Origin of the sequence: Micromonospora sp. NPDC049836 (genome assembly GCF_044465125.1) — a bacterium.
Classification (GTDB): domain Bacteria; phylum Actinomycetota; class Actinomycetes; order Mycobacteriales; family Micromonosporaceae; genus Micromonospora.
Window position 1 is genome coordinate 97,460 of the sequence record NZ_JBITLH010000010.1, and the last position, 15,978, is coordinate 113,437.

Consider the following 15,978-nt stretch of genomic DNA (forward strand, 5'->3'; position numbering starts at 1 on the left):
TACACACGACCAAACACTCTTCCCCCCCACCCCGCTCTGCCGATCTCGCGCCGCCCGGCGGCGGCGGACCACCGGGCCGGGCGCGCGGCGGGGCGGCGGCGCCGCCTCGGGGGCGCCGCCCGACCGGGTCCGCGAGCTGGCGACGTACTGGTTGGAGACCTTTGACTGGCGGGCGGTCGAGGCGCGGCTGAACGCCCACCCGCAGTTCATCACCGAGATCGACGGCGAGGAGATCCACTTCCTGCACGTCCGGTCGTCCCGGCCGGACGCCACCCCGCTGGTGCTCACCCACGGCTGGCCCGGCTCGGTGGTCGAATACCTGGACGTGATCACCCCGCTCACCGCGCCGGCCGACCCGGCCGCGCCCGCCTTCCACCTGGTGATCCCGTCGCTGCCCGGCTTCGGCTTCTCCGGCCCGACCCGCAGCGCCGGCTGGAACCGCTACCGCACCGCCCGCGCCTGGGCGACGCTGATGGCCCGCCTCGGGTACGACCGCTACGGCGCCGTCGGCAACGACGCCGGCTCGATGATCTCCCCCGAACTGGGCCGCGTCGACGCCGAGCACGTGCTCGGCGTGCACGTCACCCAACTCTTCTCGTTCCCGTCCGGCGATCCGGCCGAGTTCCAGGGGCTTTCCGAGGCGGACCAGGCCGCGTTGCAGCACCTCCAGTGGTTCTACGAGAACAAGTTCTCCTTCAACCAGGTGCAGAGCCAGCAGCCGCAGACCCTCGCGTTCGCGCTGGCCGACTCGCCCGTCGGCCTGCTCGCCTGGAACGGCCAGCTCTTCGACGAAAGCCTCGACCCGGACTTCGTCCTGGCCAACATCGCCATCTACTGGTTCACCGGCACGGCCGGCTCGTCGATGCGGTTCTACTGGGAGGACGCGCACGCCACCGAGCAGCCGACCGGCCCGACCACGGCACCCACCGGGCTGGCCATGTTCCCCGGCGACTTCCAGTCGATCCGCCGCTTCGCCGACCGGGACCACGCCAACATCGTCAGCTGGCACAGCTTCGACGCCGGCCCCGAGCGGCGCGGGGACGTCGCCGGGCACTACGCCGCGCACGAGGCGACCGACGTGCTGGTCGGCGATCTCCGGCAGTTCTTCGCCGGGCTCCGCTGAGCCCGCGCCGGGGCCGGCGCAGTCCGGCCCCGGCGGAGACGCCGCCACCGACCACGCCGGTCCCCGTGGGGGACGGCCGCCGCCGACCACGCCGCTCCTCCGCCGGGACGGCCGCCACCGGTCGGGCCGGCGGGCACGCCACGTCGCGCCGGCCGGGGAGGAATCGTCAGTCGGTGGCCAGCAGCAGCCTGATCCAGCGCCGGTTGCCGACCGGACCGACGTTCAGCACGATCTCGTCCCGCCCACGCGCCAGCAACGTCCCGTCCCGCAACAGGCTCAGGCTCTGCTCGGGCCGGACCGGCCAGTCGACCCGCTTGTACCGGCCGTCGACCACGAGGCCCACGCCGTCCGGGCCGGTCACCCCCACCCGCCCGGCGCCGACCGGCGCCACCGAGAGGACCAGGCGTGGGTGCCCCTCGGCCGGTACCGGCTGCCACACTCCCCGCCACTGCCAGAGCGCCGGGAAGCTGATCCGGTCCGGCCGCTCGCCGACCAGCCAGGGCTCGCCGTCCGGCGCGCGCACCGGGCGGAGCACACCGACCGGGTCCTCCGACGCGGGCACCGCCGTCCGCTGCCAGCTCCGGCCCTGGTCGGTCGAGACCGCCGCGTACGGCCGGCCGCCCTCGTCGGCACCGGCCGCCACCAGCAGGTCACCGGCCTCGGTCACGTCCTGCACCCGGGGCAGGCCGGGCTGGGTGGCCAGCGGGCGCAGGCGCCGACCGTTCCACCGGGCCACCCGCCCGCCACCCTCGTCGGTCACCTGGAAGCGGCCCTCCGGCCCGGTCAGGCCGGGCGGCGGCGACACCCCCGGGTAATGGGTGAAGGTGGCGCCACCGTCGGTCGAGGCGTACCAGCCGAACGGCTCGGCGCCCAGGACCAGGAGCCCGTTCGGGGCGTAGAGCTGCTGGTTCTCGGCCATCGGGCGGGGGTGCGGCAGCGCCCGCCAGGACCGGCCGCCGTCCCCGGTGGCGAAGAGCAGCGCCGGGCAGTCCCGCCCGGGTGGCCGGCCGTCGCAGGTGGCGAAGAGGGCGTACGCCCGCTCGGCGTCGACGAACTCGACGCGCGGCCGGTCGTACCGCGCGGCGACGGCGACCCCGACGTGGCGTACCTCGTCGACGTCCGCCACCGGCGGCGCGCTGGCGACCGGCCGGGACGACGTGGACGCCCGGTCCGGCGGCGGCCGGCGCACGTCCCCGATCGAGCACGCCGCCAGGGCGGGCAGGAACAACAGGATGATCAGCATGTGACCCGGTCGTCGGTCCATCACGCCTCCAGCACAGGTAGCCTCACCCGGGTGCGAGTACGTGTCGAACAGACTGCCCTACCGGGGATCGGCGTACGTCACGATCTGGTGACGGAGTCCGGCCGCCGTCTTGGCGTGGTTTCCCACCGCAACGGCCGGCGGGACCTGGTCCTCTACGACCCCGACGATCCGGACGCCTGCCAGGCGGACATACCGCTCACCGATGACGAGGCCGAGGCGCTGGCCGACATCCTCGGCGCGTCGCTGATGCTCGGCCAGCTCGCCGGGCTGCGCGAGCAGGCCGCCGGGCTGCTCACCGAGCAGGTCGTCATCCCGGCCGGCAGCCGCTACGTGGGCCGTCCGCTCGGCGACACCCGGGCCCGGACCCGCACCAGCGCGTCCATCGTGGCCGTGCTGCGGCAGGGCGAGGTGATCGTCTCCCCGGACCCCACCTTCCGCTTCGCGGCCGGGGACGTGGTGGTCGTGGTCGGCACCCGCCAAGGGCTCGACGGCGTGACGGCGATCCTCGCCGAAGCGGATCCGGACGGCTGAGGCGCGGATGCACGAAACCACAACTCTGCTCGTCGAGGTCGGCGCACTGCTGCTCCTGCTCGGCCTGCTCGGCCGGCTGAGCCGCCGGTTCGGTGTCTCGCCCATTCCCCTGTACCTGCTCGCCGGCCTGGCCTTCGGCCACGGCGGCCTGCTGCCGCTCAACGCCAGCGAAGAGTTCTTCGCCGTCGGCGCGGAGATCGGCGTCATCCTGCTGCTCGTCATGCTCGGCCTGGAATACAGCGCGAACGAGCTGGTGGGCAACCTCCGCTCGGCCGCCCCGGCCGGCGTGATCGACGCGGTGCTCAACGCACTGCCCGGCTTCGCGTTCGCGCTGCTGCTCGGCTGGGGCTGGGTGGCCGCGGTGGTGCTCGCCGGCGTCACCTGGGTCTCCTCGTCCGGGGTGATCGCCAAGGTGCTCGGTGACCTCGGCCGGGTCGGTAACCGGGAGACCCCGGTGATCCTCTCCGTCCTCGTGATCGAGGACCTGGCGATGGCCCTCTACCTGCCGCTGGTCACCGCCCTGCTCGCCGGCATCGGCCTGATCAAGGGCGGCTTCGCCCTCGCCGTCGCGGTGCTCACCGTGGTGGCCGTGCTGGCCGTCGCCATCCGGTACGGCCACCTGATCTCCGCGGCCCTCTCCGCGAAGGACCCCGAGGCGCTGCTGCTCGGGGTGCTCGGCCTGACCCTGCTGATCGCCGGCGTCGCGGCCAAGCTCCAGGTCTCCGCGGCGGTCGGCGCGTTCCTGGTCGGCATCGCCCTCTCCGGGCCGGTGGCGCACCACGCCACCGAACTGCTCTCCCCGCTGCGGGACCTCTTCGCGGCGGTCTTCTTCGTGTTCTTCGGGCTGGTCACCGACCCGCGGGACATGCCGCCGGTGCTGCTCCCGGCACTGCTGCTGGCCGTGGTGACCATGGCGACCAAGCTGGCCACCGGCTGGCTGGCCGCCCGACGGGCCGGGATCGCCGAGCCCGGTCGCTGGCGGGCCGGCTTCGCGCTGACCCCGCGCGGCGAGTTCTCGATCGTCATCGCCGGGCTCGCGGTCTCCGCCGCGTACCCGGTCGAGCCGAAGCTGGCCGCCCTCGCCACCGCGTACGTGCTGATCACCGTGGTGACCGGCCCGGTGCTGGCCCGACTGCCCGACATGCCGTGGTTCAAGCGCTGGCTGCGTCGGCGCAGCGCCCCGCGGACCCGCCTGCCGGTGGAAGCGGTCAAATGACCCCGACCGGGCCGGGTCGACCATACGGTGGACCCGGTCCGGCCAACGGTTGCCGAATTGGTTCCGGGAAGGTCTACCGCTGTCCGGGGCAACCGGGTTAACGTGTCGCCCCAGCAGCCAGTCCGCGGGTGGCCGGTGCCCCCGCCAGCGCAAGCGGAAGGTCGGCCGGTGAACGTGCAGGAAGAGACGTTCCGCGGCTTCGCCAACCCCGTCGACCCGTCGCCGGCCGAGTTGCGGTCGTGGGCGTACCAGCCCGACTCGGTGCCGCTGACCTCCATGCCGCAGGACTGGGACCTGCTGGTCGCCGGTGACCACCTGGTCGGGACGCTCTTCGAACTGGCCATGGACCCGGCCTGCCCGGCCCGCCGGTTCGCCCTGCACTGCCTCTACATCTATGCGGCCGACGGCATCCGGACCAATTTCCGGGCCCACCCGAAGCGCCGCTTCCGCAAGCTGGTCGAGCAGGCCGAGCGGGTCGGTGACGAGCTGATGCGCAACTGGGCGCACAACAGCCGGGTGCTGCTCGCCCGACCGGATCTCTTCGTCTACCGGGACTGGTGCGAGGGCGGTCTGGTCCGGGAGAACCGCCGGCTCTGAGGCTGTCCGTTCCTCGGTGGGGGTGTGGCCCCGCCGTGCCCGCACCGGCTCCGTTGTGGTGATCTCACGCGTGCTGCGCTGGGACGACGAACGGGCCGGGACCCCCCGTGGGTCCCGGCCCGCACGTCGACGGATCGTCAGCTTGCCGATCCGCCCTGCTTCTTGCGCCGCTCGTCCGCTCTGGCCCGGTCGACGCCGTGGTCCACCTGGTCCGCGAAGCGGCCCTCTCTGATCTTCTCGGTGAAGCCGCCCGCCGAGATCCGGTCGAATCGCTCCCGGACCTTCTCGGCCACCTGCTCCAGCCGCTCCTCCGCCTGCTCCGCCACCTTCTTCGCCGATTCCGCCATGGCTCCCCCTGCCAGTTCGGAGTCCGAATTGAGTTGGTTGGCCGCATTCACAGGCTACCGAACCCCACCACCTCGGGACCCCGCTTTTCCCCCGAACCCTCCCGCCGCGGCGCGGGTGGAACGCCATGGAGGTCAAACCGCGCCGGACACCTCCATCGCGTTCCACCCATGCCCGGGATTGCGCGGGAAGCGGGCGTGGACGGGTGGAAGCACCACGCGGGAAGCCCGGGGAGCGAGCACCGCGCCGGGGAACGGGGACGGGGGTGGGCACGGGAAGGCCGGCGCGGCCCCGGTGGGCGCGCCGGCCTTGGCGTACGAGTGGGTCAGCGGTCGGGGTTGCGGCGGGGGCGCCAGACCACGAGCGCGGTGGAGGTGCGGTTGGTGGGGACCAGGTCGCCGCGCGCGAAGCCGCCCAGCGACTCCAGCTCGGCGATCCGGCGGTACGCGGCATCCAGCTCCGCCTCCAGCCGGGCCACCCGCTGCTGGGCCTGCTCGAGCAGCCGCTCCAGCCCGATGATCCGCTTGACCCCGGCCAGGTTGATCCCGTCGTCCTGGCTGAGCCGCTGCACCTCCCGCAGCAGCACCACGTCCCGGACGCTGTACCGGCGGCCACCGCCGGCCGCCCGGCCGGCCTGAACCAGGCCCAGCCGGTCGTACTGGCGCAGGGTCTGCGGGTGCATGCCCGCCATCCGCGCCGCGACCGAGATCATCAGAACCTTGGCCTCGTAGGCAGGGTCACCCGAGCCGACGAACTCCTCCGACATCCCCGCTCACCTCCGCTGCCTGAATCACCGCGTCAACTGACTCGACGCACCCGCGCGTCGAGATGTTCCCGGGCGGCGGGCGGGGTCTGTTCGGCGAACGCCTCCAGCGCCGCTCGCGCCTCGTCCGACACCTTCGCCGGCACCACCACGTCGAGCGTGACCAGCAGGTCACCGGCGCGGCCGTCCCTGCGTACGACTCCCTTGCCCCGGGCGCGCAGCACCCGGCCGCTGGGCGTACCCGGCGGCACCCGCAGGGTCACCGTGCCGTCCAGGGTCGGCACCCGCAGGTCGGTGCCGAGCACCGCCTCCGCGAACGTGATCGGCACGGTCAGGGTCAGGTCGTCCCCGGTACGCCCGAACAGCTCGTCCGGGCGGACCTTCACCTGGACGAACAGGTCACCGGCCGGTCCGCCGCGCTCGCCGGGCTCGCCCCGGCCGGCCAGCCGGATGCGCTGGCCGTCGGAGACCCCGGCCGGAAAGCGGACGTTCAGGGTGCGGGTCTTGGTCACCCCGCCCGTGCCGTGGCACTCCGGGCACTTCTCCTCGACGATGGTGCCCACGCCCTGGCAGTTGCGGCACGGCTCGGAGAAGCTGAACGACCCCTGGTTGCGGGTGGTCACCCCGGCCCCGTGGCAGACCGGGCAGGCGACCGGCTGGGTGCCGGGCTTCGCCCCGTTGCCGTGGCAGGTCTCGCAGACGCCGGGCGCGCGCAGGGTGAGCGGAAGGGTGACGCCGCGAACGGCGTCGGAGAAGTCCAGCGCCACCTCGGTCTCCACGTCCCGACCCCGGGCCGGGCCGCGCGGGCGGGCCGCACCACCGGCGCCGCCGCCGGTGAAGATCGAGCTGAACAGGTCGCCCAGGCCGCCGCCGCCGAACCGCGCCTCGCCGCCGCCCGCGCCCCCGCCGAACAGGTCGGAGACGTCGAACGGCATGCCGCCGGGCTGGCCGCCGCCGCGGGCGTTGCGACGGAACGCGCCCGAGCCGAAGAGCGAGCGCATCTCGTCGTACTCGCGGCGCTTCTTCTCGTCGCCGAGCACCGCGTACGCCTCGGAGACGGCCTTGAACCGCTCCTCGGCCTTCGGGTCACCGGGGTTGTGGTCCGGGTGCGACTCCCGGGCCAGCTTCCGGTACGACTTCTTGATCTCGTCCGGGGAGGCGGATTTCTCCACGCCCAGCGCGGCGTAGTAGTCCTTCTCGATCCAGTCCTTGGAACTCACCGGTCCACCCCCTTCCACGGGACGTATCCCGGTCGTCCCGCCCGCCCGGAGTGGGCGGGCGGGACGTCACGGGTCGGCACTACTCCGGGTCGGCGACCGCGACCATGGCGGGCCGCAGCAGCCGTTCGCCGAGCTGGTAACCCCGGCGCATGACCTGCACGCAGGTCGGTTCGGTCACGTCGGCGGAGGTCTGGTGGGCCACCGCCTCGTGCCGGGTCGGGTCGAACGGGTCACCCTGCTCGCCGAACGCGGTCAGGCCGAACTTGCCCAGCGCGGCGGTGAGCTGCTCCGCCACCGAGCCGAACGGTCCGACCAGGTCACCGTGTTCCCGGGCCCGGTCCAGGTCGTCGAGGATCGGCAGCAGCGCGGTGAGCACGCTGCCGGTCGCCTGCTCCTGCACCAGGTTGCGGTCCCGGTCGACCCGCTTGCGGTAGTTGGCGTACTCCGCCGACACCCGCTGCAGGTCCCGGGTCCGCTCCGTCAGCTCGGCGCGGACCGACTCCAGCTCGGCGTCGGCGGTGCCGGCCGCCGCGGCGGCCTCCTCCTCGTTCGGCTGGGCCGGGGCGTCGACCACCGGCGGCCCGGAGACCGGGGCCTCGGCCTCGATCTCGTCGACCACGACCTCGGCCTCCTCGACCAGCCCTTCGGCCGGCGCGTCCGCCGCGGCGTCCGCCGCCGCGGCGTCCGAGGCCGGCTGCTCGGTGGTCTTGCCGATCTTGCGCTTGTCACGGATGACCACCCGCGGCTGCTCGCCGGCATCCTGCCCGGCGCTCGCGGAGCCACCCGGCGTCGACCCGGTCGAGCCCGGGTCGGCGGCTCGTGGCTTCTCCGTCATGCGGTTACCTCATCCTCTGCCGGGAGAACATGTCCGGGACCGAAGGTCACTTCTTGTCCTCGTCCACGATCTCCGCGTCGACCACGTCGTCGCCGCCGCCGGCCTGCGGGCCACCGGGCGCACCCGCGCCCGGACCGGCCGCCCCCGGACCGGCCTGCTCACCCTGCTCGCCCTGCTGGGCGGAGTAGAGCAGCGAGCCGGCCTGCTGGGAGACCTGGGCCAGCTTCTCGTGCGCGGCCTTGATCTTGTCGATGTCCTGGCCGCCGAGCGCGCTGCGCAGCTCGCCGAGGGCCTCGTTGAGCTGGTCCCGGTTTTCGCTGGGCAGCTTGTCGCCGCTCTCGGCGAGGAACTTCTCGGTCTGCCACTGGAGCGCCTCGGCCACGTTGCGGGTCTCGGCCTCGTCGCGGCGCCGCTTGTCCTCGTCGGCGTGCTCCTCGGCGTCCCGGCGCATCCGCTCGATGTCGTCCTTCGGCAGCGAGGAGCCGCCGGTGATCGTCATCTTCTGCTCCTTGCCGGTGCCCAGGTCCTTGGCGTGCACGTTGACGATGCCGTTGGCGTCGATGTCGAAGGTGACCTCGATCTGCGGCACGCCGCGCGGCGCCGGCGGGAGGCCGGTCAGCTCGAAGGTGCCGAGCTTCTTGTTGTAGGCCGCGATCTCCCGCTCGCCCTGGAACACCTGGATCAGCACCGACGGCTGGTTGTCGTCCGCCGTGGTGAAGACCTCGGAGCGCTTGGTCGGGATGGTGGTGTTGCGCTCGATGAGCTTGGTGAAGATGCCGCCCTTGGTCTCGATGCCCAGGCTCAGCGGGGTCACGTCGAGCAGCAGGACGTCCTTGACCTCACCCTTGAGCACACCGGCCTGCAGGGCGGCGCCGACGGCGACGACCTCGTCCGGGTTGACGCCCTTGTTCGGGTCGCGGCCCGTGAGCTGCTTGACCAGGTCGGTCACGGCCGGCATCCGGGTGGAGCCGCCGACCAGGATGACGTGGTCCACGTCGGAGATCTTGATCCCGGCGTCCTTCACGGCCTGCTCGAACGGGCCCTTGCAGCGGTCCAGCAGGTCCTGCGTCATGCGCTGGAACTCGGCGCGGCTCAGCGTCACGTCGAGGTGCAGCGGGCCGGCCGAGCCGGCGGTGATGTACGGCAGGTTGATGTTGCTGGTGGTGGCGGCGGACAGCTCGATCTTGGCCTTCTCGGCCGCCTCCTTGAGCCGCTGCATGGCCATCTTGTCCTGGGACAGGTCGATGCCGTGCTCGCCGCGGAAGGTCTTCACCAGGTGGTCGATGATCCGCTGGTCCCAGTCGTCACCGCCGAGGTGGTTGTCACCGCTGGTGGACTTGACCTCGATGACGCCCTCGGCCAGCTCGAGCAGCGACACGTCGAAGGTGCCGCCACCGAGGTCGAAGACCAGGACGGTCTGCTCCTTGGAGCCCTTGTCGAGCCCGTACGCCAGGGCGGCCGCGGTCGGCTCGTTGACGATCCGCAGCACGTTGAAGCCGGCGATCTCACCGGCCTCCTTGGTGGCCTGGCGCTGCCCGTCGTTGAAGTACGCCGGCACGGTGATCACCGCGTCGGTGATCTGCTCACCCAGGTACGCCTCGGCGTCCCGCTTGAGCTTCATCAGCGTGCGGGCCGAGATCTCCTGCGGGGTGTACTTCTTGCCGTCGATGTCGACGGTCCAGTTGGTGCCGATCTCCCGCTTGACCGAGCGGATGGTCCGGTCCGGGTTGGTCACCGCCTGGCGCTTGGCGACCTCACCGACGAGCACCTCGCCGTTGCGGGCGAACGCGACGATCGAGGGGGTCGTACGCGAGCCCTCAGCGTTGGCGATGACGGTGGGCTCACCGCCCTCGAGAACGCTGACGCAGGAGTTCGTCGTGCCGAGGTCGATGCCGACCGCACGTGCCATGTTCGCTTCCTCGCTTCGAGAAGGTGGGCAGGTCAACGGGCCTGCCCGGCGGGTCGCCCGCAGCGACCGCACCACAAGTTGAGTGAACTTGACTCAATAGTGCCACGCCCTCGGCAAACCGCAAGTCGGGGTTGAGTCGACCCGACGCAACCTGACCGTTATTACCGTCCGGTTGTCTTACCTTGCGTCGGTCGGGCACGCTTTAGCGGTGACGACGCATGGCGATTCCGCCACCCGTTCCGGCGCGCCCGCCGTCGCAGCCCGGACCGGCCCCGAGGCCGGGGAGGATCCGCCCGCCAGCAGCGCGGACGGTCTCCCTGCCACGCTCACCGGCCTACGGGCCGCGATCGTGGCCGCCCGGTTCCCGCTGGCCCTGCCCTCGGCCGAGCCGGCTCGCCGGACCACCGCGGCCCTCACCGACCAGCTCGACGACTACCTGCTGCCCCGGCTCGCCCGGCTCGACGCCCCGCTGCTCGTGGTGGTCGGCGGCTCCACCGGCGCCGGCAAGTCGACGCTGGTCAACAGCCTCGTCCAGGCGCGGGTCAGCGCCGCCGGGGTGCTCCGCCCCACCACCCGCTCCCCGGTGCTGGTCTGCAACCCGGCCGACTCGGCCTGGTTCCGGCAGGGCGAGCTGCTGCCCGGCCTGACCCGCACCAACGACCCGAGCGACCAGCCCGGCACCCTGCACCTGGTCACCGCCCCCGCGCTCCCCGCCGGCCTGGCCTTCCTCGACGCGCCCGACATCGACTCGGTGGTCGACGCCAACCGGGCGCTCGCCGGCCAACTGCTCGCCGCCGCCGACCTCTGGCTCTTCGTCACCACCGCCGCCCGGTACGCCGACGCCGTCCCCTGGGAGCTGCTGCGCAGCGCCCGGGCGCGGGGCACGGCGATCGCCATGGTCCTCGACCGGGTGCCCCCGGAGGCCGTCGACGAGATCGCCGCCCACCTCTCGGAGATGCTCGCCGAGCAGGAGCTGGGCGCCGCGCCGCTCTTCGTCCTGCCGGAGACCTGGGTGGACGGGCAGGGGCTGCTGCCGGACCGGGTCACCGCCCCGCTGAGCGCCTGGTTCGCCCGGCTCGCCGCCGACGCCGACGCCCGCGCGGCCGTGGTCCGGCAGACCCTGGACGGCGCGCTGGCCGCGCTGCACCCCACCGTGGAGGCGCTGGCCGACGCCGCCGACGAGCAGGTGGCCGCCGCGGACGCGCTGGACGAGCGGGTGCGGGCGGCGTACCGGGCGGCCCACCGGACGGTCGACCAGGGCCTGCGGGACGGGCGGCTGCTCCGCGGCGAGGTGCTGGCCCGCTGGCAGGAGTTCGTCGGCACCGGCGAGTTCTTCCGCACCCTGGAGGCCCGGATCGGCCGGCTGCGGGACCGGGTGGTGGCCGCCGTCACCGGGCGCCCCGCCCCCGCCGCCGAGCTGCGGACCGCCATCGAGTCGCAGCTCGTCACGCTGCTGCGCGGGGTGGCCGCCGAGGCGGCGGAGAACGCGTACACCGGGTGGAAGGCGCACCCGGCCGGGGCGGCGCTGCTCGACCCCGGCCTCGCGCACGCGTCGGACGACTTCGCCGAACGCGCCGAGCGGCTGGTCCGCGACTGGCAGCGCGGGGTGCTGGAGCTGGTCCGGGAGGAGGGCGGTGACCGCCGGTTCGTGGCCCGCACCGCCGCGTACGCGGTCAACGCCACCGGCCTGGCGGTCATGATCGGGGTCTTCGCCTCCACCGCGTTCATCCCGACCGGGCTGGAGCTGGCCACCGGCGCCGGCACGGCGGTCGCCGGGCAGGCGGTCCTCCAGGCGATCTTCGGCGACCAGGCGGTCCGCAACCTGGCCAACACGGCCCGGAGCGACCTGCTCGACCGGGTCGCCACGCTGCTCGGCGAGGAGGCCGACCGGTTCCTCGACCGCACCGGTGCCGCCCGCCCGGCCGCCGACTCCGGCGCCGCGCTGCGCCGGGCCGCGGTCGAGGTGGAGCGGGCCCGCCACCGCAGCGGCCTGGCCCGCACCGACGGTCCGGCCCTGCCCACGCCCGAGCCGGGCGGCGACCGGTGAGCGCGGGCCACCGGCGCGCGGAGGGTGGGCGACGGTGAGCAACATCGTGGGCCGGATGCGGGAGGCGTTCCGGGGCGAGCAGCGGATCGACCCGGACGTCCTGATCGCGCGCCTCCAGGCGGTCCAGCGCTTCCTCACCGCGGCGGACGGGCTGGTGCCCGACAGCCAGCTGGTCGCCGCGCACACCGTGGTCGAGCGGGCCGGTACCCGGCTCGCCCTCTCCGGGCACCACACCGTGGTCGCCCTGGCCGGGGCGACCGGCAGCGGCAAGTCGAGCTTGTTCAACGCGCTCGCCCGGCTGGACCTGTCCCCGGTCGGGGTGCGCCGGCCCACCACCGGGGTGGCGCACGCCTGCGTCTGGGGGCCGCTGGAGGGCGCGTCCCGGCTGCTCGACTGGATCGGCGTGCTGCCGCGGCACCGGTTCGTCCGGGAGAGCCCGCTGGACGGCGACGACGAGTCCGGCCTGCACGGCCTGGTCCTGCTGGACCTGCCCGACTTCGACTCGGTGCAGCAGGCCCACCGGCTGGAGGTGGACCGGCTGCTCGGCCTGGTCGACCTGGTGGTCTGGGTGGTCGACCCGCAGAAGTACGCCGACCGGGTGATCCACACCAGCTACCTGCGCGAGTTCCACCGGCACCGGGACGTGACCGTGGTGGTGCTCAACCAGGTCGACCGGCTGCCGCCGGCGGAGCTGCCCCGGGTCCTCGGCGACCTGCGCCGGCTGCTCGACGCCGACGGGCTGGAGGGCGTGCCGCTGCTGCCCACCGTGGCGGTGGACCCGGCCGGCCTGGACGGGCTCCGGGCCGAGCTGGAGCGTACGGTCGCGGAGCGGCAGGCCGCCCTGCGCCGGCTGGCCGGCGACGTGGACACCGTGGTGGAAGGGCTGACACCGCTGGTCGGGCCGGAGCCGCCGAGCACCCGGCCGGGCGACGCCTCGGCGCAGGAACTCACCACGGCGTTGGCCGGCGCGGCCGGGGTGCCGACGGTGGCCGGGGCGGTCGAGGCGGCGTACCGGCACCGCGCGGCGGGCAGCACCGGCTGGCCGCTGGTGCGCGGCTGGCGCCGGCTCCGGCCGGACCCGCTGCGCCGGCTGCACCTGCCCGGCGGGGCACCCGACGCGCCGGCGGAGAGCCTGGTCGCCGCGACCTCCGTACCCGATCCGACCGCCGCCCAGCGCTCGGCGCTCAACCTGGCCATCCGGGCGGTGGCCGACCGCTCCGCCGCCGACCTGCCGGCGCCCTGGCCGGCCACGGTGACCGGGGCGGCCCGGTCCCGGCTGGCCGACCTGCCGGACGCGCTGGACCACGCGGTGGCCGCCACCGACCTGGGCCTGACCGGGCGGCCGCTCTGGTGGCGGCTGGTCGGCGGCCTGCAGTGGCTGGTCACCCTGGCCGCGGTGGCCGGGCTGGGCTGGCTGGTCCTCGGCTACGCGCTGCGGGCGCTCGGCCTGCCCGCGCTGGACTACCCCCGGCTCGGCACGGTGCCCTGGCCGACGGTGCTGCTCCTCGGTGGCCTGCTCGCCGGGCTGCTGGTGGCGGCGTTCAGCCGGCCGGTGATCCGGCTGGCCGCCCGGCGGGCCCGGCAGCGGGCCGAGCGGCGGCTGCTGACCTCGGTGGGCAGCGTCGGCGAGAGGTACGTGCTCAACCCGGTCTGGGCGGTGCTGGCCCGCTACGGGCAGGCCCGGGAGGCGCTGCACGACGCGGCGCGCCGCTGAACCCGGCGTGCTGCGCGGCGCCCGGGCCGGCCGGGCGGCGTAGGGTCGGTGCATGGCCACGCCACAGACCCCCTACGAGGCGGTGCTGCACGCCGCACGCGACGTGACGAGGCTCGACTCCGCCCTCGACGCCGAGATGCTCGGCGCCGCGCTGCTGGGCAGCGTCTACGCCGTCGCGGAGACCGACCGGGAGGCCGCCGTCCGGGAGTTCGTGACCGGGTTCCTCGCGGTCACCGCCCGCCGGCGCAGCGCCGCCGCGACCACCATCCGCAGCGTCTTCGCCGCCCTGGTGCCGGAGGCCGAGGGCACCGCCCGGGTCCGCCCCGGCGCGTACGCCCCGGCCTGGGCCGCGCAGCTCGGGCGGGTGCACCTCACCGGCGCCTGGGCGTACGGGGACGTGTACGGCGACCAGACCTCCTACCTGGCCACCTTCGCCTACGACGATGCCGAGGGCGGGCCGGAGCACGCCCTGGTGGCCCTGGTCGACCACAACATCGGCATCACCAAGGACGTCTTCGTCGGCGGTCCGGCCGGGCGGATCGTCGAGCAGGCCCGGGAGATCTGCACCGAGGACGAGCTCACCTGGTTCCGCACCGAGGACCCGGCCCGGATGCGCGCCGAGGTAGGCCGCTACCTGACGGTCACCGACAGCCTCGGCGAGCTGCCGGCGCAGGGCTCGCTCGCCACCGACCGGGCGCTGGTCGGCGCGCGGCTGGCCGTGCTGCCGGGCCGGGCCGTCGCGGCGGACGCGGGTACCCAGCCGCCCCCGACCGACGAGGAGCGCAGCCGGCTGATCCGGGGCTTCCTCGGCTCGCCGGAGGCCGCCCGGTTCGGCCTGGACTCGGTCGCCGACGCGGAGCTGCCGTCCCTGCACTTCTGCCTGGGGCTGCTGCTGGACCACGCGGCGAGCTTCCCGGACGCCGACCCCACCCGGTGGAGCCCGATGGTCGCCGAGCTGTTCCTGCTCGACTGGGTGCACCGGCGGGCCGTGCTGGACATGGACGACGCGGCCATGCTGCCCCGGGTGCTGCGCGGCTGGGCGGCGTACGCCTCCCGCCTGCGCGGGCTGCCGGCGGCGGCGGCCCACCGGACGGACGAGGCGATCGAGGAGATGATCCCCGAGTTCGCCCGGCTCTACAGCACCGGTGAGCGGCGCAGCCCGGCCACCGCGGCGGTCGCCCAGCTGATGGCGGACGGCGTGGACCCGGACGACCCGGCCGCGCTGAACGCCTGGATCGAGGCCAACCGGCACCGGCTCACCGACGACCCGGCCTGACCAGACGCCGTCTCTCACGGACCCCCGGCCCGCACCTCAGCCGAGGGTGGCGATCGGGGCGGCCGGGCCGTCGGGTACCGCCGCGGGTAGCGGCGCCGGGGCCGGCCGGGCCGCCGGCGGGACCGCCGGGCGCAGCCGCGGCGCCGGCGTGGGCGTGGGGCGGGCGGTCGTCAGGGGACCGGATCTGCGCGGGCCCGGCCGGGGCGCGGCGGGCCGGGGGCGACGATCGGGCCCGGCGCCGGCGGGCGGGCGGGGCGACGCCGTGGGGCTCGGTGCCGGGTCGCCGGTGGGACTCGCGGTCGGCCCGGGAGAGGGCGGCGGCGGGCTGCTGGGCGCCGGGGAGTCGTCCGGCGCGGGGGAGCCGCCCGGCGAGGCGGTGTCGGCGGGGTCCGGGGACGGGCTGCTGGTCGACGGGTCCGGCACCGGCTCGGAGAAGGTGGCGGTGGGCTCGGCGGTCGGGCTCGGGGTGGGTTCCGGCGTCGCCGGGTCGGTGGCCGACGGGGTCGGCGTGGGGGCCGGGGTCGGGCGCGGCGAACTGCTCGGCGTCGGCCGGTCGGACCGGCGGGCGGGCGCGCCGGGCAGCGACCGGCGCTGCGAGCCGAGGTCGTTGTCGACGGGCAGGGCGGGGGCGGCCGGGAGCAGCGGTGGCCGACCCGGCAGGCTGGTCGCCCCGCCGGTGCCGGGCGTCGACGGGAGGGGCGGCTGGGTGCCGTCGGGCAGCGGGATCACCACCGGGCCGATCGAGGGGGTCGGAATGAACCGGCTGCCGCTGTCGGGGAGGGCGCTGTTGCCCACGGTGGCCGAGCCGGTGCTGAAGGCGGCCAGGATCGGCATCGACGCGGTGCCGGCGAGCAGCGCGACCGTGAAGAGGTAACCGCGGGTCGGGCCGCCGGTGGCGGGCGCGCGGTGGCTGCCGACGACCCGCCGGTAGCCGGCCCGGGAGCCGGCGCGGTGGCGGCCGAGAAGTGGGATACCCGGACCCTCTGCTGGTTCGGACACCGGCTCACTCCTCGTACGTCGTCGGCGGGATCCCGGCCGTACGCACGGCACAGCGAAGCGGACAAACGCCGCTTAACGCCCAGCGGGACACCAGTCAGCTTGGACCAGTGACGCTCAGTTCACCAGCCGCCACCGCGTG

14 protein-coding genes are annotated in these 15,978 nt (G+C 74.7%); 7 read left to right on the forward strand and 7 right to left on the reverse strand.

All coding sequences use genetic code 11. The annotated features are described in order from the left end of the window. On the forward strand, positions 1-1,123 hold a 1,123-nt coding region (locus ACIBPB_RS24920), incomplete at its 5' end, for an epoxide hydrolase (protein ID WP_396841891.1). Between the two features lie 166 nt (positions 1,124-1,289). Here ACIBPB_RS24920 and ACIBPB_RS24925 read toward each other — a convergent pair. Next, on the reverse strand, positions 1,290-2,387 hold the full coding sequence (locus tag ACIBPB_RS24925) for a hypothetical protein (RefSeq protein ID WP_396841892.1): 1,098 nt from the start codon (positions 2,385-2,387) through the stop codon (positions 1,290-1,292). A 30-nt stretch (positions 2,388-2,417) separates the two neighbouring features. On the opposite strand from ACIBPB_RS24925, the gene ACIBPB_RS24930 reads away from it, so the two are divergent. The 3 genes from ACIBPB_RS24930 to ACIBPB_RS24940 all read left to right on the forward strand — a co-directional run bounded on the left by ACIBPB_RS24930 (position 2,418) and on the right by ACIBPB_RS24940 (position 4,731). Continuing rightward, positions 2,418-2,918, forward strand: a complete 501-nt coding sequence (locus ACIBPB_RS24930) for a cation:proton antiporter regulatory subunit (RefSeq protein WP_357308460.1) — start codon at positions 2,418-2,420, stop codon at positions 2,916-2,918. Between the two features lie 7 nt (positions 2,919-2,925). After that, positions 2,926-4,134 (forward strand): cation:proton antiporter, encoded by a 1,209-nt coding sequence (locus tag ACIBPB_RS24935; protein WP_396841893.1) that lies wholly within the window; start codon positions 2,926-2,928, stop codon positions 4,132-4,134. Positions 4,135-4,302: 168 nt separating this feature from the next. Then, positions 4,303-4,731, forward strand: a complete 429-nt coding sequence (locus tag ACIBPB_RS24940; RefSeq protein WP_357308454.1) for a hypothetical protein — start codon at positions 4,303-4,305, stop codon at positions 4,729-4,731. A gap of 137 nt (positions 4,732-4,868) precedes the next feature. Here the strand turns inward: ACIBPB_RS24940 and ACIBPB_RS24945 are convergent, their stop codons facing one another. The 5 genes from ACIBPB_RS24945 to dnaK all read right to left on the reverse strand — a co-directional run bounded on the left by ACIBPB_RS24945 (position 4,869) and on the right by dnaK (position 9,803). Continuing rightward, positions 4,869-5,078 (reverse strand): hypothetical protein, encoded by a 210-nt coding sequence (locus ACIBPB_RS24945; RefSeq protein WP_396841894.1) that lies wholly within the window; start codon positions 5,076-5,078, stop codon positions 4,869-4,871. A gap of 323 nt (positions 5,079-5,401) precedes the next feature. Beyond that, a complete protein-coding gene (locus ACIBPB_RS24950; RefSeq protein WP_396841895.1) occupies positions 5,402-5,842 on the reverse strand; it encodes a heat shock protein transcriptional repressor HspR in 441 nt (146 codons plus the stop codon). 32 nt (positions 5,843-5,874) lie between these two features. Next, positions 5,875-7,059 (reverse strand): molecular chaperone DnaJ, encoded by a 1,185-nt coding sequence (dnaJ, locus tag ACIBPB_RS24955; protein WP_046571069.1) that lies wholly within the window; start codon positions 7,057-7,059, stop codon positions 5,875-5,877. Between the two features lie 79 nt (positions 7,060-7,138). Next, positions 7,139-7,894: a nucleotide exchange factor GrpE gene (grpE, locus tag ACIBPB_RS24960; RefSeq protein WP_357308445.1), complete on the reverse strand. Its 756-nt coding sequence runs from the start codon at positions 7,892-7,894 to the stop codon at positions 7,139-7,141. 46 nt (positions 7,895-7,940) lie between these two features. After that, positions 7,941-9,803 carry a molecular chaperone DnaK gene (dnaK, locus tag ACIBPB_RS24965; RefSeq protein WP_357308442.1) on the reverse strand — a complete coding sequence of 621 codons (1,863 nt, stop codon included), beginning with the start codon at positions 9,801-9,803 and terminating at the stop codon, positions 7,941-7,943. A gap of 208 nt (positions 9,804-10,011) precedes the next feature. Here dnaK and ACIBPB_RS24970 point away from each other — a divergent pair, with 208 nt between their 5' ends. From ACIBPB_RS24970 to ACIBPB_RS24980, 3 genes are read left to right on the forward strand one after another with little or no spacing between them, the layout of a single operon-like run. Continuing rightward, a complete protein-coding gene (locus tag ACIBPB_RS24970) occupies positions 10,012-11,850 on the forward strand; it encodes an ABC transporter (protein ID WP_357308439.1) in 1,839 nt (612 codons plus the stop codon). A 55-nt stretch (positions 11,851-11,905) separates the two neighbouring features. Beyond that, the gene (locus tag ACIBPB_RS24975) at positions 11,906-13,564 is read left to right on the forward strand and encodes a GTPase (protein ID WP_396842007.1); all 1,659 of its coding nucleotides are present in this window, start codon (positions 11,906-11,908) and stop codon (positions 13,562-13,564) included. Positions 13,565-13,616: 52 nt separating this feature from the next. Beyond that, positions 13,617-14,840, forward strand: coding sequence for a hypothetical protein (locus ACIBPB_RS24980; protein ID WP_396841896.1), 1,224 nt, complete (start codon positions 13,617-13,619; stop codon positions 14,838-14,840). Positions 14,841-14,876: 36 nt separating this feature from the next. Here the strand turns inward: ACIBPB_RS24980 and ACIBPB_RS24985 are convergent, their stop codons facing one another. After that, positions 14,877-15,839, reverse strand: a complete 963-nt coding sequence (locus ACIBPB_RS24985; RefSeq protein ID WP_396841897.1) for a hypothetical protein — start codon at positions 15,837-15,839, stop codon at positions 14,877-14,879. Positions 15,840-15,978: the final 139 nt, after the last annotated feature.

Excerpts from the sequence above, each read along its gene's own strand:
- ACIBPB_RS24925 (WP_396841892.1), bottom strand. The coding sequence starts at position 2,387 with ATGGACCGACGACCGGGTCACATGCTGATCATCCTGTTGTTCCTGCCC.
- ACIBPB_RS24935 (WP_396841893.1), top strand. The coding sequence starts at position 2,926 with ATGCACGAAACCACAACTCTGCTCGTCGAGGTCGGCGCACTGCTGCTC.
- ACIBPB_RS24945 (WP_396841894.1), bottom strand. The coding sequence starts at position 5,078 with ATGGCGGAATCGGCGAAGAAGGTGGCGGAGCAGGCGGAGGAGCGGCTG.
- ACIBPB_RS24950 (WP_396841895.1), bottom strand. The coding sequence starts at position 5,842 with ATGTCGGAGGAGTTCGTCGGCTCGGGTGACCCTGCCTACGAGGCCAAG.
- grpE (WP_357308445.1), bottom strand. The coding sequence starts at position 7,894 with ATGACGGAGAAGCCACGAGCCGCCGACCCGGGCTCGACCGGGTCGACG.
- dnaK (WP_357308442.1), bottom strand. The coding sequence starts at position 9,803 with ATGGCACGTGCGGTCGGCATCGACCTCGGCACGACGAACTCCTGCGTC.
- ACIBPB_RS24975 (WP_396842007.1), top strand. The coding sequence starts at position 11,906 with ATGCGGGAGGCGTTCCGGGGCGAGCAGCGGATCGACCCGGACGTCCTG.
- ACIBPB_RS24980 (WP_396841896.1), top strand. The coding sequence starts at position 13,617 with ATGGCCACGCCACAGACCCCCTACGAGGCGGTGCTGCACGCCGCACGC.